This is a genomic window from Rubellimicrobium sp. CFH 75288, assembly GCF_009904055.1.
In the GTDB taxonomy this organism is placed as follows: Bacteria; Pseudomonadota; Alphaproteobacteria; order Rhodobacterales; family Rhodobacteraceae; genus Rubellimicrobium.
Genome location: NZ_WYDP01000008.1, coordinates 305,066 through 329,762, shown reverse-complemented (window position 1 = coordinate 329,762; position 24,697 = coordinate 305,066). Strand labels below are relative to the sequence as shown.

Below are 24,697 nucleotides of genomic sequence, written 5' to 3'. Positions count from 1 at the left end.
AGGTCAGAGGGATCTGCGACGTGACCCGCATCGGCGACATCGAGCCATGGAGCCCGCCGCCGCTCCTGTGGGCGGACGGATCGCCGCGCTGGCACGCGCTGCGCTGCGCGCCGCTGCGCGAGTCGGGCGACGACACCGCCGCGCATTCGGGCCGTGCCTGCGCGCTGGCGGCGGCGCTGTTCCCGGATCGCCCGCGCGTCTGCCAATGGCTGGCGTTGCACGATCTGGGCGAGAGCACGGAGGGCGGCGGGCCGGGCGACCTGCCGGCGACCGCCAAGCGGCATTCCGACCTGTGCCGCGCGGCCGCACAGCGCGAGGCGGCAGCCCTGGAGCAGATGGGTCTCGGTCTGCCCCGGCTCGACGAGCGCGAGCGGGACATGGCGTGGCTCTGCGACCGGCTCGATGCGTGGCTCTGGTGCGCCGCCCGCGCGCCGGACCTGCTGATCCGGTTCGACTGGCAGGGCGACCGGGCACAGATCGAGCGGCTGGCAACCGAAACCGGGGTCGGTCGCGCAGTCCGAATGGCCCTGCAAGCCGCTGAGCGGGCCGCTGAGCGGGCAAGTCAAGGTCACCCGCTGGTGGTAAAGGGGAAAGCGGCGATGCCGCTCACGGGGGCGCTGAGTGACGGTATCAAGATACCGCATGGGATGGCGGCGCGAAGGGGCGCGCGCGGAGCGGGAATGACGGCAGGGCTTGTCGCAGACCCCGGGCAACGGGGCTTCACGCAGGGGAATGGGGATATGGGACGCAAAGGGAAGAAGGCTGCCGCCGAGCGCGCCCGCCGGGCCGCGGCGGCACGGGCCGCAGGGGTTCCGCCCCTCGCGCCCTCGCGCATGCGGGAGCCCTCCGGGCGACCGTCGCGCGCAGCCGAGGCGAGCATCCTGCGCACGGCGCTTGTCGCCCGCGCGCGGCAGGCCGGATGGATCACGGGAGCGGAAAACCCGGACGACCGGGACGACCAGAAGCGGGTCGCCCGCGCCCTCGCCCGCGCCCGGGCGCAGAGCCTTGAAGGCGAGGCCGGGCTTGCCATCACCGTGGGCGCCCGCGACGAGGAGGAGCGCGAGCGGCTCTGGAGCACCTGGGCCGACTTCTCCTCCGCCCGTCTCGCCTGGCATCGGCGCATCCTCGGCGTCCTGCCATTCCCGGTCATGCCGCGCCCCCGCGCCGCCGAGGACATCTCAACCGGGCCGGAAGCGCCCCCCGACGACCGCACGCCGGAGGAGCGCGACGAGGCCGCAGCCCGACGCTGGGCTTGGTGGGCGGCGCGCCTTCGGACGATCCAGCCCCACATGCGCGATGCGCTGCGCGACGCCGTGGCCGGCGGCACCCCCTTCCTGCGCGGCGGAAAGCTGACCCGCGCCGGCGCGATCTTCCTCGCCGCGCTCCGCGCCGTCGCCCGGGCGCAGGACCCTTTCGCAGGAGACCCCCGATGACCCATCCCGGCGACGAGGACCTGGCCCGGTCGGTCCACCAGGCCGCCACCACACTCAACGCGGCGGTCGCCGCCGCCGTCAGCGCCGGCTTGCGGGTCGATCTGCGCGTGGACTGCAAGATCGTGCTGGGCCTGGGCGAGATCGTCGCCGTCCGACCGGACGTGCTGCGGCGGATCAACGAACGGTTGCGCGATGCCCCGGATCGTGGCACTTTGGCAGCATCGGAAGAAGCGCGCCCGGGGATCGACCCCGCGGCGCGCTTCGCCGTTCAGGAGCCCCCCCGATGACCGACCCCACCGCCTGGCCGGCGCAGAGCACGGAGCTCTGGCCGGTCGAGAAGCTCGTCGCCTACGCCCGCACCCACTCCGAGGCGCAAGTCGACCAGATCGCAGCCTCCATCCGCGAATGTGGCTGGACCAATCCGATCCTGGCTACACCCGAAGGCACGATCATCGCCGGACACGGCCGCCTCATGGCCGCCCGCAAGCTGGGGATCGAGCGCGTCCCCGTCATGGTCGCCCGCGGCTGGTCCGAGGCGCAGGTGCGCGCCTACGTCATCGCCGACAACCAGCTGGCGCTGAATGCCGGGTGGGACACCGACCTGCTCAAGATCGAGGCCGCCGACCTGAGCGCGCTGGGCTTCGACCTCAACCTCCTGGGCTTCGAAGGCCCCGCCCTCGACGCGCTCCTCGCGCCCGCGCCGACCACGGGCCTCACCGACGAGGACGAAGCCCCCGAGCCACCGGGGGAGCCGGTCTCCCGCCTGGGCGATGTCTGGAGCCTCGGCCGCCACCGCCTCGTCTGCGGCGACGCCACCGACCCGCACGCCGTGGCCGTCTGCCTCGACGGCGTGGAGCCGCACCTGATGGTCACCGACCGGCCCTACGGGGTCGAGTACGAGCCCGAATGGCGCGACAAGGCCGCGGGCAAGAAAGGCGCCACCGGCACCGCCAAGGGGAAGGTGCTGAACGACGACCGCGCCGACTGGCGCGAGGCTTGGGCGCTGTTCCCCGGCGACGTGGCTTACGTCTGGCACGGGGGCCTCTACGCCGGGGTCGTGGGCGACAGCCTGCGCGAGACCGGCTTCGTCCTCCGCTCGCAGATCATCTGGGCCAAGGAGCGGTTGATCCTGAGCCGCGGCGATTACCACTGGCAGCACGAGCCGTGCTGGTATGCCGTCCGCAAGGGCCGCCGCGGGCACTACGGCGGAGGCCGCAAGCAGTCGACGCTCTGGCAGATCGAGAAGCCCACCAAGAGCGAGACCGGCCACGGCACCCAGAAGCCCGTCGAGTGCATGCGCCGGCCGATCCTCAACAACTCCTCCCCCGGCCAGGCGGTCTACGAGCCCTTCTCCGGGTCGGGGACCACCATCATCGCGGGCGAAACCACCGGCCGCCCGGTCCACGCGATCGAGTTGAACCCGGTTTACGTCGACGTCGCCATCGCCCGGTGGGAGGCCTTCACCGGCAACAAGGCTGTGCTCGAGGCGACCGGGGACTCCTTCGCCGCCACCGCCGCCCACCGCCGGCCGGACGCCGCATAGGGATGCCGCGCGATGCTCGAGGGGATTTCCGACAGCAGAAAAAGCGGCAGCACCGGACCCGGCCGCCCCCCACACCAGCCGACCGAAAAGGACCGGATGCTGGTGACGCTCCTCAAGGCTCAGGGCGCGAAGGAGGACTTCATCGCCCGCAAGATCGGGGTCTGCCTCAACACCCTGAAGCAGCACTACCGGGAGGAGCTCGACTTCGGGAAGGAGGAGGTGGACGCGAAGGTCGGGGCATCCCTGATCACGGCCGCCATGAACCCCCAGCACCCGAAGTGGTTCTCGGCCGCCGTCTGGTATTCCCGGTCGCGCATGGGATGGGGTGGCGCGCGCGAAGCCGACCCGCCCGGATGGCGCGATGGTCTCCCGCCCGAGGGAGAATCCGATGGCGCAGTCGTCGTGACCCTGCATATGGGCGAGCGCCGTGTCCGCGATTGACCGGCGCCTGCGCAGCGCAGCGCCCCCGCTGCGCCTCGCCTGGCAACGACCGCCCCTCTATCCGAAGCAGCGCATCGCCATGTTCGACGCGCCGGACCATACCGGCGCCCCGGCGCGCATCTCGCTGATCGAGGCCAGCACCAAGGCCGGCAAGACCCATTCCGCCATCTGCTGGCTCGCCGAGCGCGCCTTCCTCGACGGCAGGCCAGGCCGCAACTTCTGGTGGGTCGCCCCGGTCAACGCCCAGGCCAAGATCGCCTACCGCCGCCTCAAGCTGGCGCTCCCGCCCTGGACCCACGAAGTCAATGCCTCCGAGCTGTTCATCCGCCTCATCAACGGCGCCACCATCTGGTTCAAGAACGCCGAAAAGCCGGACAACCTCTACGGCGATGACGTCTATGCCTGCGTGATCGACGAAGCCTCGCGCGTCCGGGAAGCGGCCTGGCACGCCGTGCGCTCGACGCTGACCGCCACCAAGGGGCCGCTGCGCTGCATCGGCAACGTCAAGGGCCGCAAAAACTGGTTCTTCCGCCTCGCCCGCCAGGCCGAAGCCGGCGCGGACGGCCTGCACTTCTCCAAGCTGACCGCCTGGGACGCGGTCGAAGGCGGCGTGCTAGACCGGGAGGAGATCGAGGACGCCCGCCGCCTGCTGCCCGAAGCCGTCTTCCGCGAGCTCTACCTCGCCGAAGCGTCCGACGACGAAGGCAACCCCTTCGGCTTCGCCCATATCGCCGCCTGCCTCGGCCCGCTTTCGCCGCACCCGCCCGTTGCCGTGGGCGTCGACCTCGCCCGCAGCCAGGACTGGACCGTGGTCGTGGGCCTCGACCGCCATGGCGCGGTCTGCGGCATCGAGCGCTGGCAGGGCGTCCCCTGGGGCGAGACCACCGCGCGGCTGGCCGACCTGATCGGCGCCCGCCCCGCCCTGGTCGACTCGACCGGCGTGGGCGACCCGATCGTGGAGGCGCTCCAGCGACGCTGCCCGCAGGTGCGCGGCTTCACCTTCACCGCCGCCTCCAAGCAGCGCCTGATGGAAGGGCTCTCGCTCTCGATCCAAAGCCGGGCGATCACGATCCCGGACGGACCGATCCGGCTGGAGCTTGAAGCCTTCGAGTATGTCTATACCCGCACGGGCATCCGCTACGCCGCCCCGGAGGGAGCGCACGACGACTGCGTGATGGCGCTGGCGCTCGCCAATGCGCTCTGGCGCGGCAGCGAAGGCCATGCCGTTGCGGAGCCGGTCGGCATTCCCCGCCTCTCGCCCTGGCTCGACGCCGCCCCTGCCGCGCCCGGCGGCGACTACGCCTATCTGGAAGGGCTCGCGCCATGACCGACGACCCGATCGACAAGCGCAGGAGCACCCTCGCCGGAATGGGCGACGTGGTCGGCACGACCGGCCTGCGCCTTTCCGGCGGGGCCATCATCGAGGAGTTCCTGCCCGAGCTCCGCGGCCAGCGCGGCGCCCGGACCTTCCGCGAGATGGCCGACAACGAGTCCACCCTGGGCGCGGTGATCTTCGTCGTCACCACGCTGCTCCGGCAAGCCTCCTGAACCGTCCAAGCGATCGACGACACGCCCGAGGCGGAGGACGGCAAGACCTTCCTCGAAGAATGCCTGGACGACATGGCCGAGACCTTCGAGGCGGTGATCGCCGAGATCGCCACCATGTTCGTCTATGGCTACGCGCCGATGGAGATCACCCTCAAGCGCCGCGCGGGGCCGAACCCCCGCGATCCGCTCCGGCATTCGCGCTTCTCGGACGGCCGCATCGGGATCGCGTCGCTCGCCCTGCGCGCGCAGACCTCCATCACCCGCTGGGACGTGGACGACCGGACGGGCGAGATCCGCGGCCTCTGGCAGCAGCCCATCTCCGGGCCGGAAATCTATCTCCCGGCCGAGAAGATCCTTCTCTTCCGCACGACCGAGGAGCGCAACAACCCCGAAGGGCGGAGCCTGCTGCGATCCGCCTATCGGGACTGGTATTTCAAGAAGCGGATCGAGGAGATCGAGGCCATCGGGGTCGAGCGCGACCTGGCGGGCCTGCCGGTCGCCCTGATGCCGTCGCGCTTCTTCGCCGCCGACGCCGACCCGGCCGAGAAGCGCCTCCTGCAGGCGTGGCAGACGCTTGTGACCTCGATCCGGCGCGACCAGCGCGAGGGCGTCATCATCCCCTCCGACCGCGATGCGTCCGGCCATCCGCTCTTCGACCTCAAGCTGCTGTCCTCGGGCGGCGCGCGGACCTTCGACACGACGCGGATCATCGACCGCCGCTCGCGCGCCATGGCGACCTCCGTGCTCGCCGACTTCCTTTTCCTGGGCCAGCAGGCGGTGGGCAGCTTCGCCCTTTCCAGCGACAAGACCGCGCTTTTCGCCACCGCCGTGGGGGCCTTCGCCCGCAGCATCTGCGCCGTCTTCAACCGCCGGCTTGTGCCGCTTCTGTGGGAGGCGAACGGCTGGAAGCCGGACGCGCTGCCGATGATCGTCTGCGGCGACATCGAGAACCCCAACATCGCCGATCTGGCGCAGCTTCTCGGGGTGCTCGCGGGGGCGGGCGCGACGCTTTTCCCCGACCGGGAGCTGGAGAACCACCTGCGCAAGCTGATGGGCCTGCCCCTCGCCCCCGAAGATGACGGGCTCGGCGCCGATCCCGCTGCCGGCGGGACGCCCGCCGACTTCGGCGCCATCGAGTGGGACAGCGCCGGGGATGAAGGAGAGGTGGCGTGATCGGGGTTCTGGCCGCAGCCCTGCGGCTGCGGGTGGCGATCGCCAAGGCGCAGCCGCGCCATCCGGCCGGCGCGCCGGAGGGGAAGGGGGGGCAGTTCGCGCCCAGCAGGGGCGCCTCGGCCGGGCGCCCCTCCGGCCGGCGGGCGGGAAAGACCTCGCCGCCGCCCGAGCGCCCAGCGTCGCTCGCCGCAGCGAAGGGTGCGCGGGGAATCACCAAGCGGGACAAGAAGTTCAACGGCACCCCCTCCGCGCTCATCCAGTCGCTCGACAAGCTGATCACGGGCGCCTTCGGCGACGGCGAGTTCCTGGGCGACAACGGACTGCTCAACTTCCACGGGGAAAACGGGACTTCGTTCATCGCCACCTTCCTCGAAGGGAAGAACGGCCCTTACGTTCACTGGGACGAGATCAAGCTGCCCGACGACGCGCGGGGGAAAAACTTCCGCCAGTTCGTGGGCGAGATGTTCGACCTCTACCGGAAGGACGGTCAGGATGCCGTCCTGATGGCGGCGGGCTACGATGTAGGCCCTTATGTCTGGGCGCGCGCGGGAGTCCTGCCCTTCCCGGAGGATTGGGAGAAGGTGCGGACCAACCTCCGCCCCCGCGTGGACGATCTGCCCCTCGACCAGAAACAGCGCGCCGACCTCTACGCCATCCTGGACTCCGATGATCCCGAAAGCATCTGGCGCCTCGCGGACGCGCCCGGCGGCAAGTCGCTCCTCGTCAACACAGGAGACCGGAAGAGGCAGCTCGAAGTGCTCTGGCGGGGGTATTTCATTTTGAACGACAGCGATCAAAATGCTAGACTTTCCAAATATGTAGGGAGAACGACATGACCAGGACCACGCCCCCTTACTCCCTTGAGGACCTTCCCGATCAGGTCCGGGAGGCCCTGAGCCGCCCGAAGGTCGGCCCGTGCGGCCTTCTGGACGACGATGACGGGAGGGACGAGATGGGCCGCCCCTCCCCGCAGGGCGGCCCCACCGATCCCGTCGCTCCTTCGTCCTCATGATCTGGCGGAGCCCGGGCCGATGCCTCTTATCCGGCAAGGCGGAACCGCGATCCTCCCGCGGCGGGAGCCGGTCGCCAAGCGGTCGCGGGCGGAGATCATTGGCGACATCGACGCGCTGGCGCGCACGATGGAGCCCGCGCTGCGCATCGCCGTCCTCGCCCATGTGGCGATCCAGGAGGACCGGGCGACGCTGGAGGCAATCCTCAAGGCGCTCCAGGACGGCAACAACGCGCTGGTGCTCGACCTGATCCTCGGAGCTGACATCGCGCCGGCCCGGCAGGCCGTCGAGGACGCCGCCCGCGCCGCCCTTTGGGCCGGCGCCGCCTCGGCCGCCCGGCAGATCAACCTGCGCCTGCGCGGCGCGACCTTCGCCTTCGACAAGCTGAACCCGCAGCTGGTCCAGTGGGTCAAATCCTACTCGCACAACCTCATCCGCGAGATCGACAAGCAGACCCGCGAGTCCGTCCGCGCCGCGCTGCTCGACGGGATGCGCAAGGGCCAGAACCCGGTCGCCACCGCCCGCGATGTTCGCCAGGCCATTGGGCTCACCACGAAGCAGGCCAAGGCGGTCGCCAACTTCCGCGCGCAGCTTGAGACCTTCCACCTGCGAACCTCCGCGAAGGGCTGGAACCTCGGGGGCAAGATCGACCGGGTCAACGGCCGCCAGGTTTTCCGGCCCGATGCGGACGGCACGCCGCTGGACGGGATCGACGAGCGGCGCCTGCGCGACTTCCGCTTCGACGGGACGCTTCGGCGCGCGATGGAGACCGGCAAGCCGCTCACCCCCGCCCAGATCGACAAGATGGTCGAAGCCTACCGCCGCAAGTTCCTGCGGTTCCGCGCCGAGACCATCGCCCGGACGGAAGCGCTTCGCGCCACCAATCAGGGGGTGCAGGAAGCCTGGCGGCAGGCGATCCTGGACGGCAAGGCCGATGCCGGGCTCGTGCGCCGGCAATGGGTGGTCGCCCGCGACGAGCGCCTCTGCCCGACCTGCTCGCCCGTGCCGGGGATGAACCCGGAGCGCGGGGTGGCGATGGACGAGCCTTTCAGGAGCCCGGACGGGCCGGTCATGCTGCCCCCGGTCCACCCGAATTGCCTACCAGCGGGCGCGCTCGTATCGGCCGGTAGCGGGATCACGGCGGCGACCCAGAGATGGCACGAGGGTGATCTGGCGGTCATCCGCACAGCCTCGGGTCAGGAGCTTTCCGCGACAATCAACCATCCGGTACTCACGGATCGCGGCTGGGTCGGCGCGGGCTTCCTCAAGGAAGGCGACCACGTAGTCCGCCGCCTTGCTCCAGAGCGGCTCGCCCCCGAAGGACACGACCACGAGAACGTGCCAGCCCGCATTGAGGACGTAGCGCGTGCGTTCATCGAGTCGGGCGAGATGCCGACCGCTGAAGTGCCAGTTGCCGCCGAACACTTCCACGGCGACGGGTTCGAGGGCGAGGTCGCAGTTGTAGCGTCCGATCGCCTTCTGGGGCACAGCCACGAGACCGCGCGCGCGGAGCATCGCGTCGAGGCTCCGCTCGTGATCGCTGGCGAAGCCCGTGAAACGAGCCTGCCGGGTGAGGGCTGTCCGCTGCCGCCTCTCCTCGGGGTCACGCTTTCCACGACGCCCAGCATGGGCGGGACCAACCTGTCGGGCTCGCTCCTCGGGGCTCATACTGGCCCACTTGACGGCTTCGGCCTCGGATCGCCCTCGGGGTTGGACGCCGGCACCAAGGAGGCAGCGCCGAATGACGCTGCGGCTGACGCCGTGCTCGCTCGCGATTTGGTTCTCGGATCGACCGGCCCGGTAGCTCTCGACGAGGTGGTCGATGTCCGGCGGATTCCATTTGCGGGTCATGTGTTTAACCTCGAAACGACGCAGGGCCACTATACCGCGAACGGCCTAATAAGCCACAACTGTCGCTGCACTATTTTTCTGCGTCAGTACGAACCCTCGCAACTCGCCGAGGGCTGATGCCCGTCATTTGCGCCCCACCTCTCCACCTCGCCCGGATCGGCCCTTAACCCGATGATCCGACGCAAGAATCCTGTTTGCCCGTCACTTGAACGGAGCCACGGCCATGCCGCTCGACGCTCTCTCCCGCCTGCGCGCCGCCATCGAGAAGGCGAAGGGCGGGGGCTCCCCTCTCAGCGACACGGACGATCTTGTCGTCAGGCTGCGCGATCTGCGGAAGGGTCTCTCCACGCCTCGGCCGCTCTACGTCCACCGCAAGCTCCGCAATGGCAAGGCGCTGATCGCCTGGGCGAAGGAGCAGGGGTTCAAGACCACCGTCCCGGCCGAGGAGCTTCACGTCACCATCGCCTGTTCGAAGCGGCCGGTCGACTGGATGGCCGCAGGCTCGCATGGGGAGGGGCAGATCGTCATCCCCGAGGGCGGCCCGCGCATGATGGAGGCCCTCGGGACAGACGGCTCGGCCAAGATGCTCCTCATCGCCTCCGCCACGCTGCGGTGGCGCCATCAGGCGATCCGCGATGCGGGGGCCTCTTGGGACTGGCCCGAGTACCAGCCCCACATCACCATCAGCTATGCGCCCGACGCGCCCGACCTCGCCACGGTCGATCCCCATCGCAGGGAGATCGTCCTCGGCCCCGAGACCTTCGAGGAGATCGAGGAGGGCTGGGCTGACCAACTGGTCGAGAAGGGCAAGGATCAGCCTCGCCATCCTGCCGGAGCGCCGGACGGTCAGGGCGGTCGGTTCGCGGAAAACCCCGGCCAGAGACTTGAAGATCAGGCCGATGGCAACTATAGTTACCAAGGCTTCACCATCCGGCGAAGCGCTGAGTTCGATCGGTGGGAGAAGAAGGTCGGAGATCCGGTCGCCCGCAGAAGGATCGCCTCTCGCATTCTGCGGGCCGAGGAGGGCAACCTTGGGGACGTCAGGGCGCTGAGCGGCAAGGCGGCAGGGATCAGCGAGATGCGGATTGATCACGGGCCGGGCTACCGGCTCTACTTCACTCGCCGAGAGACGACCTTGATCTTCTTGCTCTGCGGTGGCGACAAGTCGTCCCAGAGTCGGGATCTCAAGCGGGCCATTCAGATCAGGGACGACCTCGACAAGAGGGGGATCGACGCATGAATTTCAGTACCGAGCCCTTCGACGCGGCCCCCATCTTCGACACCCCAGAAGCCCAAGCGGAGCTTCTCGCCGAGGCATTCGAGACGGGCGAAGTTGGCTTTATCCTCAGCGCGCTCCACACTGTCGCTCGCGCCCGCGGCCTCTCTGCTGTGGCGGATGAGATCGGCATCAGCCGCCAAGGCTTGCGGAAGGCGCTGGGGGAAGGGGGCAATCCCACTCTCTCCACTCTGCTGGGTGTCATGAAGTCCTTGGGGTTCCAGGTGACCGTGACTCCAAGCGGGGCGGGTGAAGCGGTCTATCCCGAGGACGAAGACGCCCCGGAATGACGTTCATCTCGCGAGCGCCTGCGCCACAGGCCGCCATCTCGGGCTGCCGGCTGCTCTATCGTGCAGTTGGCCCCGGACTGGGCAGGCAAGCGCGTGATCCTCCGCGACGACGCCTCCGGTCGTATCTGGCGGGATGTTCTCGTCCCGCCGGACGGGCGGGTGGAGTTGGATTGCCCGAACCCCGCGTAGCCCCCTCCTGACAAGGCCCTTGCAAAATCCTGCCGATCTGGCAGATTGCCACCATGCCCCGCAGGTTGCGGAGCGCGGAAAGGCCCCGCCCCCAGCGGGGCCTTTCGCGTTTCCAAGGCCGGCGGCGCTGGTTCCGCCCTGTTGGACAGACTGAGGCCCGCCCGCCCCCTTCCGCGACGGCGGGCCTCCCTTTTCCCGGACGCGCCCCATGACGATCGGCCTGACCTTCGCCTTCGCCAAGGGCGACGCCGAAGGGCGATACGTCCGCGGCTGGGCCTCGGTCGTCTCGACGGACGGTGTGCCCGTCACCGATTGGGACGGCGACCGGATCGAGATCGAGGAGCTGCGCCGCGCCGCCCACCGCTTCGTCCTCGACGCCCGCGTGGCCAAGGCGATGCACAGGGGCGAGACCATCGGCGATGTGGTCGAAAGCCTGATCGTGGACGACCATGTCGCCCAGGCCCTCGGCATCACCGATCCGCGTCGGGGCTGGTTCATCGGCATGCGCATCAACGACGAAGCCGTTGCCAAGCGTGTCCGCGACGGCGACCTGCGCGCCTTCTCGATCGGCGGGCGCGGGATTCGCAAGACCATCACGGACTGAACCCATGCCCGCGCTCCTCAAGAGCTTGACCATCGACGAGATCAGCCTCGTGGACGAGCCCGCCAACGACGAGGCGCGGGTCGTCATCATCAAGGCGCGCCGCCCCTTCGACCTCGCGCCCGGAGGCGCCAAACCCCAGGAGACCACCATGCCCGACATGGACGCCATCGAGGCCGCGCTTGCCGAGGCCGAGCAGACGATCACCGCGCTGACCAAGGCCCGGGACGAGGCCGAGGAAGAGCGCGACGACGCGAAGGCCCGCATCGCGGAGATCGAGGAGGAGATCGCCGCCCTGCAGGCGGAGCTGGAGGAGGCCAAGGGCGAGGTGGAGAAGGCCCGCCGCGCCGCTCTTGCGCCCGAGGAGGCCGAGGAGGCGTTCCTGAAGTCCCTGCCAGAGCCGGCGCGCCGCCGCCTCGTGGAAGCCGAGGCCGAGCTGGCCAAGGCGCGCGCGCGCGAGGAGGAGCAGGCGGCCATTGCCAAGGCGCGCGCCTTCGCGCCCGGCGAGGAGGAAGCGCGGCGCCTGGGCGGCCTGCTTCTGCGCATCGAGAAGGGCCGGACCACGCCCGAGGACGCCGCCGCGGTCGAGCAGATCCTCAAGAGCGCCCGCGCCATCGACGCCCGGTCGCTCTTCTTCAAGGCGCTGGGCTCCGGCGGCGGGCAGGCGGAGGACGATCCCGAACGCGCGCTCCAAGCCAAGGCCGACGAGATCGCCAAGGCCCGCCCCGATCTGTCCAGGGCCGCGGCCTATGCGGAGGCGGTCCAGCAGAACCCGGACCTCTACGGCGCCTATGTCGCCAAGCGCCGCGCCACCATCCCGGCAATCGTCTGATCCCCTCCCCTGCGGAGCGGCGACGCCCGCGCCCCTCGAATCCAGGAGCACCCGACAATGGCTTACCAGGGCCACGGCATCGACATTTCCCGCGCCGCCGGCGCGGACCTTTCGGCGCAGCAGTTCCGCGCCGTCAAGCTGAACGCCTCCGGCCAGGTGGTCGTCGCGGGCGCGGGCGAGGCGGCCATCGGCATCCTGCAGAACAATCCCGGTCCCGGGCAGGCGGCCACGGTGCGCGTGGCCGGCATCTCCAAGGCCAAGGCGGGCGGGACCATCGCCGCCGGCGGCGATGTCGCCTCCAACGCCTCCGGCGCGCTGGTCGCGGCCACCGCCGGGCGGACCAATACCTCCGATGCAGGCGCGGCGGCCGACCCTCTGATCGGCTCGCACGTCCTCGGCACCGCCCTGGAGGGCGCCGCCAGCGGCGACGTCTTCCCGATCCTCGTCACCCACAAGGGCGCGGTGCCCACCACCGCCGCCTGATCCCCGTCCTGACCGGCCCGCAGCCACGGGCCGGTCGCCCCCGCGCGAGGCATCGCCGCGGGTTCCCCCCACGCATTCCAGGAGCTCCCGGCCATGCAACCGACGCCCGGCGACGTTCACGTCAACGCCCCGCTGACCAACATCTCGGTGGCGTTCCTCCAATCCCGCGACGATTTCATCGCCACGCGGGTCTTCCCGAACATCCCGGTCCAGAAACAGAGCGACCGCTACTTCGTCTTCGACCGGCACGACTTCAACCGGGACGAGATGGCCCTCCGCGCCCCGTCCACCGAGTCGGTCGGCGGCGGCTACAGCATCGACTCGACCCCGACCTACTTCTGCAACGAGTGGGCCTTCCACAAGGACATCCCCGATCAGGTGCGCAACAACGCGGACGCCGCGCTGAACCCCGACCGGGAGGCCACGCATTTCGTCACGCACAAGGCGCTGATCCGGCGCGAGAAGCTCTTTGTGGACGCCTATTTCAAGCCGGGCGTGTGGGCGACCGACATCGCCGGGGTCAACGCCTCGCCCGGCGCGGGGCAGGTGCTGCGCTGGAACGACGCCAACAGCGACCCGATCAAGAACGTCCGCGATGCCAAGCGCGCCATGCGCGAGTCCACCGGCTTCGAGCCCAACAAGCTGGTCCTCGGCCGCGCGGTCTACGACGCGCTGGTCGATCACCCGGACATCATCGACCGGGTCAAGTATGGCCAGACCGCCGGCGCGCCCGCGCGCGGGACGCTCAACGTGCTCGCGCAGCTTCTCGAAATCGACGAGCTGCTCGTGATGAACGCCATCGAGTCCGCGCCCAAGGAAGGGCAGCCCGGCGCGGGCTCCTTCATCGGCGGCAAGCACGCGCTGCTCGTTCATGCCGCCACGGCCCCCGGCCTGATGACGCCCTCCGCCGGCTATACCTTCTCGTGGGTGGGCCAGATCGGGGCGGCCGAGGACGGCCTGCGCATCCGGCAGTTCCGCATGGAGCAGCTCAAGTCCGACCGGGTCGAGATCGAGATGTGCCTCGACATGAAGAAGGTCGCCGCCGATCTCGGCTACTTCTTCAACGGCGTCGTGGCCTGATGGCCGAAGGGGAGGGCGGCCGGAGCCGCCTTCCCCGCCCCCTTTCCAGGTCGCGAGGACGGACCCCATGTCGCGTTATCCCAGCCTTCTGCCCTATTCGCCCCATGCCGCCTTCAAGGCGCTCCGGGTCCTCACGCTCAACGGCGTGGCCCTCCGGCCGGGCGATCCGATCGACACGACCGGGGTCCCCGAGCGGCGCCTGCGGTTCCTCTACGAGCAGCGCATGATCGCGCCGCTCGGCCCGGACGATCCCGTCCCCGTGAGGCACGCGGGCGGCGGCCAGTCCGAAGGGATCGCCGGCGCCGCAGGAGACGAGGAGGGGCAGGCTGACGGGGAGACGGCCGGCGCCGAGGGGTCCGCGCCGGCCGACGCCGCCGAGCCTCTCCTCCCGGGCGAGGCGGCACCGGCGGAGGCCGTTGCGGCGGCCTCCGCCTCCTGGCGCGTCCAGAAGGCCGGGCTCGGCGGCTGGCACGTGGTCGATGCGCGGGGCGCCCCGGTCGGCCCGGCCCACAGGACCAAGGCCGCCGCGGAGCAGGCTCTGGCCGCGCTGATCACTGAGGGATGATCCCATGCCGCTCGTGGTCGAGGACGGGTCCGGTCTGCCGGACGCGGAGAGCTATGTCTCCGTCGCCGACTTCGACGCGCATTGCGCCGCCTGGGGCTACGACATCTCCGGGCGGACGGCGGCGCAGAAGGAGGCCGCGCTGCGGCAGGCGACCGTCTTCATCGACACGCTGGGCCGCTATCGCAGCCGCCGCCTTTCGCCCGCCCAGGCGCTTGAGTTCCCCCGCGAGGACCTGACCGAATGGGGCGGCCATCCCGCTCCGGGCGTGCCCCCGCGCGTCCGGCGCGCCTGCGCCGAGCTGGCCTTCAAGGCGCTCTCGGCCCCCCTCAAGCCCGATGTCGCACGCGGCGGGCGGGTCCTCTCCGAGAGCGTCGGCCCGATCAGCGTGACCTTCGCCGACGATGCCCCCGTGGGCACCACCTGGCGCCTTGCGGAGGATCTTCTGGAGCCGTTCCTGCGCCGGGATGCGACCGACCTGCGCGGCCCCGCTTGGGAGGGACCGCTCGCCCCCGCCTTCCCGTTCGGGCTCCACGACCATCCGGGGACCTGATCCATGGGCCGCTATCTGTCCGCCCGCGAAACCGCCGCGCGGCTGATCGAAGCCCATGGCGGGCTGGCGATCCTGACCCGCACGACCCCCGGCAGCTTCGATCCGGTGACGCAGCAGACCACGGGCGGCGGAACCTCGTCCTGGACTTTCCGCGTGGTCGTTCTGCCCCCCGGCATGGCGCAGCGCTTCGGCGTGGATCTCGAAGGGAAGAACGCCCGCGAGGTGTATTTCGCGCTCGACGGCGCGCCCGTGCTGCCGCAGCCGGGCGACCGCATCACGCTCGCCACGGGCGAAACCGGCACGCTGTTCTGGGTCCAGACCTACGACCCCGCCATGGACGGGCCGATCATGACCGTGGCCTATGCGGAATGGGGCGCGCCGTGAGCACCAGGACCTTCCGCGCGAGCCTCGCCCAATGGGCGCACCTGACCGCCGAGCAGACGGAGGCGGTTGCCCGCCAAGTCTGCTTCGAGGCGGCCTCGCGCGTCGTGCAGAATACCCCGGTCGATACGGGATTCCTGCGCGGATCGTGGCAGCCCTCCATCGGCGCCCCGCTCGTCAAGGACGAGGACCTTGCCTCCGTCGATCCCGCCGGGGCCAACGCCGCCTCGCAGATCGCCCTGGCCGTGCTCCAGATGAAGGCGGGCGAGCGCTTCTGGATGCTCAACGGCTGCTCCTACGGGCGTTTTGTCGAATACGGCACGTCAAAGATGGAAGGGCGGCACTTCGTCCAGAAGGTCGTCCAGTCCTGGCCCGCGATCGTCGCGCATGTCATGGCCGACCTGGGGCTGGCCCGATGAGCGCGGTCCAGACCCTTTTCGGCGACCTCCGCGCGGCGGTGCGCGCGCGCATCCTGGGCACGCCGGGCCTGCCCCCGGTCGTCTCCTGGGAGGGGATCGCATTCACACCTGCGACCGGCACCCCATGGCTGCGCGAGCGCCTCGCCCCGATTGCATCGCAGGTCCTCGGGCTCGGCGTCGGCGGGACGATCGTGCATCGCGTGGTCGCCAACCTCACCCTCTTCTACCCATCGGGCCGGGGGACGGTGGAGATCGAGACGGCGGCCGGGCTCCTGCTCGCCGCCTTCGCCCCCTCGACCTCGCTGGTCCATGGCACCACAGCCGCGCGCGTCGCGCAGGCTGAGCGGGCGCCCCTTCAGCACGAGCCGTCCTGGGTCTCGTGCCCGGTCGCCATCACGATCCTCGCCTACACCCCCAGCTGATCCCCCCCACCCATCCCCGACAAGGAGGCCCGCCATGCCCGCGCAAGGCGCCCATCAGGCCACGATTGTGGTCCGCGAAGAATCCACCTTCGGCGTGCCCCCGGGCACGAGCGGCGGGCGCACGCTTCGCCGCGTCTCCACCACCCTCGGTCTGCAGAAGAACATCTTCGCCTCCAACGAGGCGCGGGTCGACCAGCAGGTGGGGGACCTGCGGCACGGCATGATGTCCGTCTCCGGCTCGATCGAGCGCGAGATGACCATCGCGCCCAACTCCGAAGGGCTGACCATGCTCCTCGCGGGCGCCCTGCGTGGCTCCTGGGAGGCTGGCGCCACGCTGACCCCGGCCGACTTCGCAACCGGCGTGACGATCACCAACGGCACGGGCATTGCGACCGGCCGCTCGGTCCTCACCTTCGCCGGGGCCGGAAACGTGATCTCCAAGGGCTTCAAGAACGGCGACATCATCCGCGCGACCGGCCTGACGGCCCCGGAGAACAACAACCGCAACCTGCGGGTCATGTCGGTCGGCAACAACCACCTCCACGTCCTGCCGCAGATCACCGTTTCGCCCCAGCAGGCGACCGGATGGAGCATCGCCGTGGTCGGCTCCAAGCTGGTGATGGGCACGATGAAGCGCTCCTTCACCATCGAGCAATCCTTCGAGGACGCCGGGGTTTACGAGCTGTTCCACGGCATCCGCGTCAACGGCATGCGGATCAACATCAGCCCCAACTCGATGGACACGATCACCTTCGACCTCCTCGGGCAGCGCGGGGTGATCGGCAACGCGCCCTATTTCGTCAACCCGACCGCGCAGTCGGTCGGCGGCACCGTCACCGGCGCGGACGGCGCGCTGCGGGTCGGCGGCGTGGACGTGGGCGTGGTCACGGCTCTCCAGATCAACCTCCAGAACAACCTCTCGCAACCCCCCGTGATCGGCTCGAACGTCGCCCCCGAAATCTTCTACGGCAAGATGGTCGTCACGGGCTCCGTGACCGCCATGCTGGACGGCCCGGCGCAGATGCAGGCGTTCGAGCAGGAAAGCGAAATCGACCTTGTCTGCGTCTGCCAGGCGGCCGGGGCCGAGCCGAAGGGCTTCCTGTCCTTCGCCATGTCCCGCGTCAAATACACCGGGCTGAACAAGACGGTCGGCCCGGACGGCGCGGTGCTGCTCCAGATCCCCTTCCAGGCCCTTCTGCCGACCGGCACCGTCCAGCAGGGCGGATCGCTGACCATTCAGCGCTCCTTCGCCTGATGCCGGCCCGCAAGCCCCCTCCGGCGCGGTCTGAGGGCCGCGCCGCCCCTTCCCCTCGGACGGCCCCCCCCATGGACCTCGACTTCGATCTTCCCGGACTTGATACGAAGACCCTTTCGGAGCAGGGCGTTCCCATGCCCGTGCTCGACCCTGCCGGGCGCCCGGCGCTCGACCGGCAGGGTCGGCCGATCACCATCACGCTGCTCGGCCCGGACAGCGACCGCTATCGCGCCGCCGCGCGCGCGCAGCTTCGCCGCCGCATCCAGCGCGCCTCGGCGGGGCAGGAGCCCGACTTCGCGGAGGAGGAGGCGGAGATCATCGCCATCCTCGCCGATTGCACGCTGGGCTGGGAAGGCGTCTGCACGCCGGACGGCGAGCCCATTCCCTGCACGGTCGCAGCGGCGGCCGAAATCTACCGGCGGTATCCGCTGATCCGCGACCAGGCGGATCGCTTCATCGGCGACCGGACCCGTTTTACCAAGGCGTCGTAGCGCGCCTTGTCGCCTACGGCGCCTGGCATTTCGAGCGCACCCGCCCCGTGCCCGGCGGGGGCAGCTTCGCCGACCACCAGGCCGCGGCGGCGCGCGCGCGGGGCCAACCGATCCCGAAAGGGCCGGAGCCGCCGCCGGAGGCGGTCCACATCTGGAACGCCTTCATGGCGCTGCATCTGGCGCGGTCGGCGAGCGACCTCGGGCCGAACCCGCTCGGCTGGGCGGAGATCGACGCTTGGTGCCGGCTGACGCGCACCCGCCTCGACCCGTGGGAGGCCGAGGCGATTCGGGCGCTTGACGACGCCTATCTGGCCTCCCGCATCCCGGCCGGGAAGCCCAGACCCGAAGAAGGGAAAGGGTGACGATGGACGGCGTGATCGCTCCGCTGGGTTTCGTGATCGACACCCGGGTGCTGGCGGAGGCGCGCGCGGAGGCGCAGGCGCTGGCCGCGGCCCTTCTGACCGTGGCGGACGCCGCCGACAGGCAGGAGCTGGCGCTGGGCCGGGCGACCATCCGCCTGCGCGAAGCCGTCGCCACGGCCCATCAGCAGGCCGAGGCGACCCGCGGGCAGGGGCATGCCTCGACCGACGCCGCCGCGCGCGTCGCCGTTCTGGAAGCCGCCCTTGCGCGCGCGGTGGAGCGCGAGAAGCAGCATCTGGACCTCATCCGGCAGGCGCAGGGCTTCCAGCCCACGACGCTGCTCGCGCCGTCCCTTTCGCCGCAGCCGCCCCATCCGGGCGCGGCCCCGCCGTGCCCGCGCCGGCGCCTGTCCCGCCCCCGCCGCCCGCTCTCGGGGGGGCAGCCCTGCCTGTCCTGGGGCCGGTCTCGCCCCTGGGTGCCATGCAGGCGCGCTCCACGCTCGACACTCTCGACCGGCTCGGGGCGCAGATCGGCGGGTTGACCCGTCGCATGGAGGACGGGCTTTCGGGTCGCGAGCCGGCCGCGTCGCAGCCCTCGGCGCCATCGCCGAACGAGGCGATCGCCGCCGCGCCCCCGGCGTTCCCCGCCGCGCCCGCGTCTCCGGCGGCTTCCCCGGCCCGGCCTGCGGAGCCCGCCGGCGGTCAGCCCACCCCGACGCCACCTCCGCAGCCGCCCCGGCCGTCCCAGGCGGTCGCCCCCGACCTCGGCGGGGCGAACGCCGCCTTGGCGGCCCTGACGACTTCCGTGGACGAGCTGGGCGGCCGGATGAGCGGTCTCACGGCGATGCTGATGACGACCGGCGCCGCGCTGTCCGGGCCGCAGGGCATCGAGGGGGGGCTGGGCCGGGCGACCGTCGCCATGCGCGGCCTCGGCATGGCCGTGGGCGGCACGGCGGGCATGATGATGACGCTCGCGGCGGGCATCACGACCGTCGCCGGGGCCTATCCGGCGCTGGCGGCGATGACCTATCGCGCGGAGGAAGCCGCGCGGCTCTACCAGGTCCGGCTTGAGAATATCCACGGCAGCCAGGAGACGGCCGCGCGGCAATACCAGCGCATCTTCGCGCTCGCGGTCGAGAACGGCGCGGACTTCGGGACCACGATGGAGTCCTATCTCCGTCTGGCCCGCAACAACCAGTCCATCGGGCTTTCGCCGAACGAGATGATCGCCTTCGTGGAGGCGACGCAGAAGCTGGGCGTGATCTCCGGCGCCACGCCGCACGAGCTGGCATCGGGCCTCTTCCAGTTGAACCAGGCGCTGGCCTCGGGGCGCCTGTCGGGCGACGAGCTGCGCTCGATCATGGAAAACCTGCCCGAGCTGGCCAAGCAGATCGCCCAAGGGCTCGGCGTGTCCGTGGGCCAGCTGCGCGCGATGGGCGCGGAGGGGCAACTCACCGGCGACAAGGTCGCGCGCGCGATCCTCTCGCGCCTGCCGGAAATCGAGCGCGAGTTCGCTTCCATCCCGGATACGGTCGAGCGCGCGACCAATCGGGTCGCCAACGAATGGGACCGCCTGCTGATGACGCTCGGCGAGCGTCTCAAGGCGTCCGAGTTCTACACCGAAGTGATGAACGTCACTGCGCGGATGGTGGCGGCCGTCGCGGATTCGCTTGAGCCGGAGACGAACGCGCAGGCAATCCGGCGGCGCGAGAGGGACGTGGAAGGGCGGACCGATCTTTCGCCTTCGCCCGCAGCCGAGGCGGCAGGGGCGGGCTTCGACTTCGAGGCGCAGCAGCGGGCGGCTGAGGCGCAGGGGCTGCGCACGAACAGGACGGTGGTCGGATTCTACGACGATGCGGAGGCCGAGCTTGCCGCCCGCCGTGAGGCGGAGCGGCTGCTGCAATGGCGATGGTTCGACCGAGCGGAGATCACCGCCAAGTCCAACCGGCGCTCGGCTTTCACGAGCGCCGAAACGATCAGCACGGATCTCGATCCGATCGGCCAGCGGCTCAAGACGCTCCGGGAGAATCGCCAGACGCTGGAGGACGCCATCCGCGAGATGGAGAGGCGGCCCGACGATTATGATCCGGACGAGCTGCAGCGCCTGCCGCTTCTGCGCGAGCAGGTGGCCGCGCTGACCCACCAGATCACGCTCGCGCTGCCCGCGCTCGACGACTACCACCGCCGGACCGGCCTGATGACTGCCGGTCGCGCGCTCTTCGGCGCGGGCGGCGCGGCGTCGATCTACGAGGAGGCCAATAGCCTTATCGACGCGGACGCCGCCAAGGGGCGGGAGGTCACACAGAACGAGGCGCTCAACGCTGTCCTGCGGCGACGGGTCGAGGCGACGACCACGGCCGCGGAGGCCATGGACATCGAGATCGCCGCCCAGCAGCGGCTGATCGACGCGATCGGAAAGGGGGCGGAGGCCCAGCGCGAGGCGCAGATCGCCACGGAGGCGCATGCCTACCAGATGCGCACCTTCGGGGAGGACCTGACCCCGGCCGCGCAGCGGGCGATGGACGGCTATATCGACCGGCTGCGCGCATTGAAGGAGGCGCAGGACGCCGCCGCCGCGGCGCAGCGTCTGCTCAATGCCGAGATCGACCTGGCGGTTTCCAGCGCGGTCATGGCGGCCACCGCTGCGGGGCTGTCGCCCGGCGAAATCGCGCAGATCGAGCGCGACGCGCGGACGGCGGCCGAGATCGCGCGCATCCAGGGCGGCGGGGCGGGAGCCGTCCCGAGCCACATGGGCGGGGGCATGGCCCTCGGGGGCGGCGGGGCGGCCCTGCTCGGCCTGATCGACCGCACGGAGGGCGCGGCCGACTACCGGACGCTCTACGCGCACGCGCACCGCCCCGGCGGGCGCTTCGCCGGGGTGGACGTCACCACCATGACGCTCGACGAGCTGCGGGCCTTCGACCGCGGCGGCTACGGGCAATGGGTGGCCGAACGCAACGGCGGGGTCGTGGCGACGCCGGTGGGCCGCTACCAGATCGTCGGCGACACGCGCGAGCGCGTGCAGCGCGAGATGGGCCTGCCGGGCACGACCCGCTTCACGCCCGAGGTGCAGGACGCCTTCGCCATGCACCTGCTCACAGAGCGGCTCGGGCGCGCCTCGACGGTCGAAGGCAAGATGGCGCAGCTGCGCGACGAATGGCACGGCCTGCGCCGGGTCCCGGACGAGACCCTTGCGGCGGCCATCCGCCAGTTCGAGGCGGGCCGCGCCGCGCCGTCGCGCGCCTCTGCTTCGGCGGCGACCGCTTTCCCGGCAAGCGGCGTTACGCTCGACTTCGCCCTTGGCCCAGCCCGGCCGAACCGCCCCGATCCGGCCATCACCAATCTGGTCACGCATGCGGTCGAGCAGGCCGTGGGGCCAGGCGCGCGCGTGGTCGTCACCTCCGGGCAGGAGGATCCGGGGCACCGGCATGGCTCCAATCGCCACGGGACCGGGCTGGCGGCCGATGTGGCGATCTACGACGCGCAGGGGCGTCGGATCACGGCGCGTGATCCGCGCATGGCGGACGTGGCGCGCGCCGCCGCGGCTTCGGGCGCCCTCGGGATCGGCTTCGGCGCCGAATACATGGGCGGCACGCACATGCATATCGACATGGTGCCGCCGGGGCCGGGGCAGGCCCATACCTGGGGCAGCGGCGGGCGCGCCATGCGACCGGAGCTGGTGGCGCTGATGCGCGGCGCGGACGCGCCGACGCTGACCTTCGGACCGGGATCGTCGGGCGTGCCGGCGGGCACCTCCCCCGAAGCGCTCTCCGTCCAGGCCGTCCTCACCGAAGGGCAGAACGCCGACCTGCGCGCTCGGGCTGCCGGCCTCGCCTCGATCCAGGATGTCCGCCGCGAGGCCGAGCGCATCCTGGCCGGGGTCGGGCTTGGTCCGGCCGAGCGGCGCCAGCAAGAGGTCGCGGCCATGGCGGAGGAGGCCGCGCGCGGCCTGCCGCCCGACCAGCAGGAGGCGATGCGGCAGGCGGTCATCGAGCGCGAGCGTGCGCGGGACCTTCAGGCCGAAGCCGAAGGGCTCCGCATCCTCCAGGAGAAAACGGAGGAGATGCGCGACCAGGCCGCCATCGCCGGCCTGCCCACGCGCGAATACGAGATCGAGCTGGGCGTCCGCCGCGAGATTTGGCGCGAGCAGGAGGCGGGCCGCGAGGTGACCGCCCAGCGCGCCGCCGCGATCCGGGCCGAGATCGAGGCGCAATGGGAGGCAGGCGACCTGCTGGAGCGCGAGCGCGAGCGCGCGCAGGCGATCGAGAACATCTGGACGACCACCGCCCAGGGCGTGGGATCGGCACTGGAGCAGGCGACCCGCCAGGCGATCATGAAGGGCAAGATCGACGCGGAGGACATCCTCAAGGGACTGCTCGCGGACATCACGGTCGCCATTCAGCGCGCCTTCATCACCCAGCCGCTGGTCAACGGCCTGGAGCGGTGGCTCGGCAATGTCGATTGGGGCGGGATCGGTCTCGGCTTCCTCGGCCTGGGCTCCGGGTCAGGGGGCGGCGCGCCCCTCCGCCCCATGGCCCGGCCGGCCATGCTGGCAGCCCACGGTGCCGTCCTCTTTGCCCATGGCGGCGCGACTCCCGGCGCGACGCCCTCGCCCCTTGCGCCCGCAGGCATTCCGATGGCGGATCTTTTCGCCGCCGGCGGCGTGCCGAGCCTTTCGACCTGGCGCGACGAAATCGTGGACCAGCCCACGATCTTCGACATGGGCGGCGGCGCGACCGGGATGATGGGCGAGGCGGGGTCGGAGGCGGTCATGCCGCTGGTGCGCCACGGGGCGGGCTTCGCCGTCCGCGCCCAAGACGGCGCCGGCCGGTCGGCCCTCGCGCCGCTGACGCGCGACCCCAGCGGGCATCTGTCGATCCTCGTGGACGCCTCGCCCCCGACCGCCTTCGCCCTGGGCGGGGTCGTCGGCGGCTTCGAGCCGCCCCGGCCGATGCCGCAAGGGCCGGTCGGCGAGGCGGCGCGTCAGGCTCCGCAGGGCGGAGGGGTGACCGTGATCGTCAACGACATGCGCTCGTCCCCGGACGCGCTGCCGGTCGAGCAGGAGGAGGCGGTCGGGCCGGACGGAAGCCGCGTGCTTCAGATCACGCTGCGCGACGAGGTGCGCCGGCAGCTCCGCCGAGGCGAGCTGGACGGGGCCATGCGCAGCCGCTACGGCGCGCTCCCGACCCTGACGCGGAGGTGATGCGATGTCCGCCTGGCCCGCTTCGCTGCCCCAGTTCTTCCTCGAAGCCGGCTATCGCGAGCCGTTGGAGGACCAGCTGATCGAAAGCGACATGGACGCGGGGCCGGCCAAGGTCCGGCGGCGCTTCACGACCGCCACGCGGATCATTTCCGGCTCCATCGCCATGACGCAGGCGCAGGCGGCGGTCTTCGAGACATTCTTCGCCACCACCTGCGCCGGCGGATCGCTGCCCTTTACCTGGGTCCATCCGCGCACGCGCGCGCCGGCGACCTTTCGCTTCCGCAAGCCGCTGCCCACCGTCCAGCAGGTGAGCGGCGACATGGTCGTCTATGCCTTGCGCCTGGAGATGCTGCCGTGAGCCGGTCGCTCTCGCCCACCGCCTCGGCCAGCCTTTACGCGGCCGGGACCGATCAGGTCTGGCTCTGCCTGTTGACAATCGAGCACCCGGACCTTCCCGCGCCGCTACGCTTTGTCAACAACCCGGTCTCGGTCCAGAGCCGCGGGATGACCTTCGTGGCCTATCCCTTCGAGATCGAGTTTCCGGGGCAGGGCGAGGACGGCCCGACCGAGGCGCGGGTCGCCATCGACAACGCTGATCGGTCGGTCCTGCTTGCCCTGCGCGAGCTGGAAGGGCCGCTTTCCGTCACGGTCGAGGTTGTGCTGGCCTCAAGCCTCGACACCGTGGAGGTGTCCATTCCGGGCCTCTCGCTCCGCGAGGTGGATTGGGACGAGAAGCGCGTGCGCGGGGCGCTGCGCGTGGAGGACCTTCTGAGCGAGCCGTTGAGCCTCCAGATGACGCCGGCGAGGCTGCCGGGGCTGCACTGATGCCTCCTGCCTGGGTCGCGCCCTATATCGGCCTGCCCTTCGCGCCGGGCGGGCGAACGCGCGAGGGTCTCGATTGCTGGGGCCTGTGCGCGCTCGTCTGGTCCGAGCAGTTCGGGCGCGACCTTCCCCCATACGACGGCCCCGCCTGGGTGCCCGGCCTGCCCGCCGGGTCCGTGGAGGCCGCAGCGACCGCGTATGCCCGCCGCTTCTCCCCGGTTCCGCTCGCCGAGGCAGAGGAGGGTGACGGGCTGCTCCTGCGCGTCCTGGGGGCGCCAATCCACGCCGGGCTGATCGTGGCGCCCGGATGGATGCTCCACATCGAGCGGGGCTGCGACTCGGTCGTGGAGCGCTTCGACGGGCCGCGATGGGCGCGGCGGGTGGTGGGGTGCTACAGGTGGCGGAGAAACTAGGGGAGAGGCGGGGGCGGTCCTGCTTCGGTGCTCACGCTGGGGCACTGCCGACCGCCCCGGGCCCAAT

At 71.0% G+C, this 24,697-nt stretch carries 28 protein-coding genes; all 28 read left to right on the top strand.

Going from position 1 to position 24,697, the window contains the following annotated elements:
• The first annotated feature begins 20 nt into the window (after window positions 1-20).
• A complete protein-coding gene (locus tag GT358_RS10065) occupies window positions 21-1,433 on the top strand; it encodes a hypothetical protein (protein WP_166582466.1) in 1,413 nt (470 codons plus the stop codon).
• Window positions 1,430-1,720 (top strand): hypothetical protein, encoded by a 291-nt coding sequence (locus GT358_RS10060; RefSeq protein ID WP_166582465.1) that lies wholly within the window; start codon window positions 1,430-1,432, stop codon window positions 1,718-1,720. The genes GT358_RS10065 and GT358_RS10060 overlap by 4 nt, the downstream gene beginning before the upstream one ends.
• On the top strand, window positions 1,717-2,976 hold the full coding sequence (locus GT358_RS10055) for a site-specific DNA-methyltransferase (protein WP_166582464.1): 1,260 nt from the start codon (window positions 1,717-1,719) through the stop codon (window positions 2,974-2,976). The genes GT358_RS10060 and GT358_RS10055 overlap by 4 nt, the downstream gene beginning before the upstream one ends.
• A gap of 12 nt (window positions 2,977-2,988) precedes the next feature.
• Complete coding sequence (locus GT358_RS10050; protein ID WP_166582463.1) at window positions 2,989-3,417, top strand: hypothetical protein; 429 nt, start codon at window positions 2,989-2,991, stop codon at window positions 3,415-3,417.
• Entirely contained in the window at window positions 3,404-4,744 is a 1,341-nt protein-coding gene (locus GT358_RS10045; protein WP_208103438.1) for a hypothetical protein, read from the top strand. Before GT358_RS10050 ends, GT358_RS10045 begins: the two co-directional genes overlap by 14 nt.
• Window positions 4,741-4,965, top strand: a complete 225-nt coding sequence (locus GT358_RS10040; RefSeq protein ID WP_166582462.1) for a hypothetical protein — start codon at window positions 4,741-4,743, stop codon at window positions 4,963-4,965. Before GT358_RS10045 ends, GT358_RS10040 begins: the two co-directional genes overlap by 4 nt.
• A gap of 72 nt (window positions 4,966-5,037) precedes the next feature.
• The gene (locus GT358_RS10035) at window positions 5,038-6,138 is read left to right on the top strand and encodes a hypothetical protein (protein ID WP_166582461.1); all 1,101 of its coding nucleotides are present in this window, start codon (window positions 5,038-5,040) and stop codon (window positions 6,136-6,138) included.
• On the top strand, window positions 6,135-6,974 hold the full coding sequence (locus GT358_RS10030; protein WP_166582460.1) for a hypothetical protein: 840 nt from the start codon (window positions 6,135-6,137) through the stop codon (window positions 6,972-6,974). The genes GT358_RS10035 and GT358_RS10030 overlap by 4 nt, the downstream gene beginning before the upstream one ends.
• Window positions 6,975-7,169: 195 nt before the next feature.
• Window positions 7,170-9,116: a hypothetical protein gene (locus GT358_RS10025; RefSeq protein WP_166582459.1), complete on the top strand. Its 1,947-nt coding sequence runs from the start codon at window positions 7,170-7,172 to the stop codon at window positions 9,114-9,116.
• A gap of 106 nt (window positions 9,117-9,222) precedes the next feature.
• Window positions 9,223-10,239, top strand: a complete 1,017-nt coding sequence (locus GT358_RS16690) for a type II toxin-antitoxin system RelE/ParE family toxin (RefSeq protein ID WP_243730806.1) — start codon at window positions 9,223-9,225, stop codon at window positions 10,237-10,239.
• On the top strand, window positions 10,236-10,565 hold the full coding sequence (locus GT358_RS10015; protein WP_166582458.1) for an addiction module antidote protein: 330 nt from the start codon (window positions 10,236-10,238) through the stop codon (window positions 10,563-10,565). The genes GT358_RS16690 and GT358_RS10015 overlap by 4 nt, the downstream gene beginning before the upstream one ends.
• Window positions 10,566-10,962: 397 nt before the next feature.
• On the top strand, window positions 10,963-11,358 hold the full coding sequence (locus tag GT358_RS10010; protein ID WP_166582457.1) for an XkdF-like putative serine protease domain-containing protein: 396 nt from the start codon (window positions 10,963-10,965) through the stop codon (window positions 11,356-11,358).
• Between the two features lie 4 nt (window positions 11,359-11,362).
• Complete coding sequence (locus GT358_RS10005) at window positions 11,363-12,187, top strand: hypothetical protein (protein ID WP_166582456.1); 825 nt, start codon at window positions 11,363-11,365, stop codon at window positions 12,185-12,187.
• A gap of 57 nt (window positions 12,188-12,244) precedes the next feature.
• Window positions 12,245-12,670, top strand: a complete 426-nt coding sequence (locus tag GT358_RS10000) for a hypothetical protein (RefSeq protein ID WP_166582455.1) — start codon at window positions 12,245-12,247, stop codon at window positions 12,668-12,670.
• Window positions 12,671-12,763: 93 nt separating this feature from the next.
• Complete coding sequence (locus GT358_RS09995; protein WP_166582454.1) at window positions 12,764-13,750, top strand: major capsid protein; 987 nt, start codon at window positions 12,764-12,766, stop codon at window positions 13,748-13,750.
• Between the two features lie 67 nt (window positions 13,751-13,817).
• A complete protein-coding gene (locus GT358_RS09990) occupies window positions 13,818-14,315 on the top strand; it encodes a hypothetical protein (RefSeq protein ID WP_166582453.1) in 498 nt (165 codons plus the stop codon).
• A gap of 4 nt (window positions 14,316-14,319) precedes the next feature.
• Window positions 14,320-14,865, top strand: a complete 546-nt coding sequence (locus GT358_RS09985; RefSeq protein ID WP_166582452.1) for a DnaT-like ssDNA-binding protein — start codon at window positions 14,320-14,322, stop codon at window positions 14,863-14,865.
• Between the two features lie 3 nt (window positions 14,866-14,868).
• Window positions 14,869-15,249 carry a hypothetical protein gene (locus GT358_RS09980; protein ID WP_166582451.1) on the top strand — a complete coding sequence of 127 codons (381 nt, stop codon included), beginning with the start codon at window positions 14,869-14,871 and terminating at the stop codon, window positions 15,247-15,249.
• Window positions 15,246-15,665: a hypothetical protein gene (locus tag GT358_RS09975; protein WP_166582450.1), complete on the top strand. Its 420-nt coding sequence runs from the start codon at window positions 15,246-15,248 to the stop codon at window positions 15,663-15,665. Before GT358_RS09980 ends, GT358_RS09975 begins: the two co-directional genes overlap by 4 nt.
• Window positions 15,662-16,087 (top strand): phage tail terminator-like protein, encoded by a 426-nt coding sequence (locus GT358_RS09970; RefSeq protein ID WP_166582449.1) that lies wholly within the window; start codon window positions 15,662-15,664, stop codon window positions 16,085-16,087. Before GT358_RS09975 ends, GT358_RS09970 begins: the two co-directional genes overlap by 4 nt.
• Before the next feature lie 34 nt (window positions 16,088-16,121).
• Window positions 16,122-17,342, top strand: coding sequence for a phage tail tube protein (locus GT358_RS09965; protein WP_166582448.1), 1,221 nt, complete (start codon window positions 16,122-16,124; stop codon window positions 17,340-17,342).
• Window positions 17,343-17,413: 71 nt separating this feature from the next.
• Complete coding sequence (locus tag GT358_RS09960) at window positions 17,414-17,833, top strand: hypothetical protein (protein WP_166582447.1); 420 nt, start codon at window positions 17,414-17,416, stop codon at window positions 17,831-17,833.
• Between the two features lie 47 nt (window positions 17,834-17,880).
• Window positions 17,881-18,195 carry a hypothetical protein gene (locus GT358_RS09955; protein ID WP_166582446.1) on the top strand — a complete coding sequence of 105 codons (315 nt, stop codon included), beginning with the start codon at window positions 17,881-17,883 and terminating at the stop codon, window positions 18,193-18,195.
• Window positions 18,192-18,734 (top strand): hypothetical protein, encoded by a 543-nt coding sequence (locus GT358_RS09950; RefSeq protein WP_166582445.1) that lies wholly within the window; start codon window positions 18,192-18,194, stop codon window positions 18,732-18,734. The genes GT358_RS09955 and GT358_RS09950 overlap by 4 nt, the downstream gene beginning before the upstream one ends.
• A gap of 242 nt (window positions 18,735-18,976) precedes the next feature.
• Entirely contained in the window at window positions 18,977-23,395 is a 4,419-nt protein-coding gene (locus GT358_RS09945) for a tape measure protein (protein WP_166582444.1), read from the top strand.
• A gap of 4 nt (window positions 23,396-23,399) precedes the next feature.
• Window positions 23,400-23,753 (top strand): hypothetical protein, encoded by a 354-nt coding sequence (locus GT358_RS09940; RefSeq protein ID WP_166582443.1) that lies wholly within the window; start codon window positions 23,400-23,402, stop codon window positions 23,751-23,753.
• Window positions 23,750-24,220, top strand: coding sequence for a DUF1833 family protein (locus tag GT358_RS09935; RefSeq protein ID WP_166582442.1), 471 nt, complete (start codon window positions 23,750-23,752; stop codon window positions 24,218-24,220). The genes GT358_RS09940 and GT358_RS09935 overlap by 4 nt, the downstream gene beginning before the upstream one ends.
• Window positions 24,220-24,630, top strand: coding sequence for a C40 family peptidase (locus GT358_RS09930; protein WP_166582441.1), 411 nt, complete (start codon window positions 24,220-24,222; stop codon window positions 24,628-24,630). The genes GT358_RS09935 and GT358_RS09930 overlap by 1 nt, the downstream gene beginning before the upstream one ends.
• Window positions 24,631-24,697 lie beyond the last annotated feature (67 nt).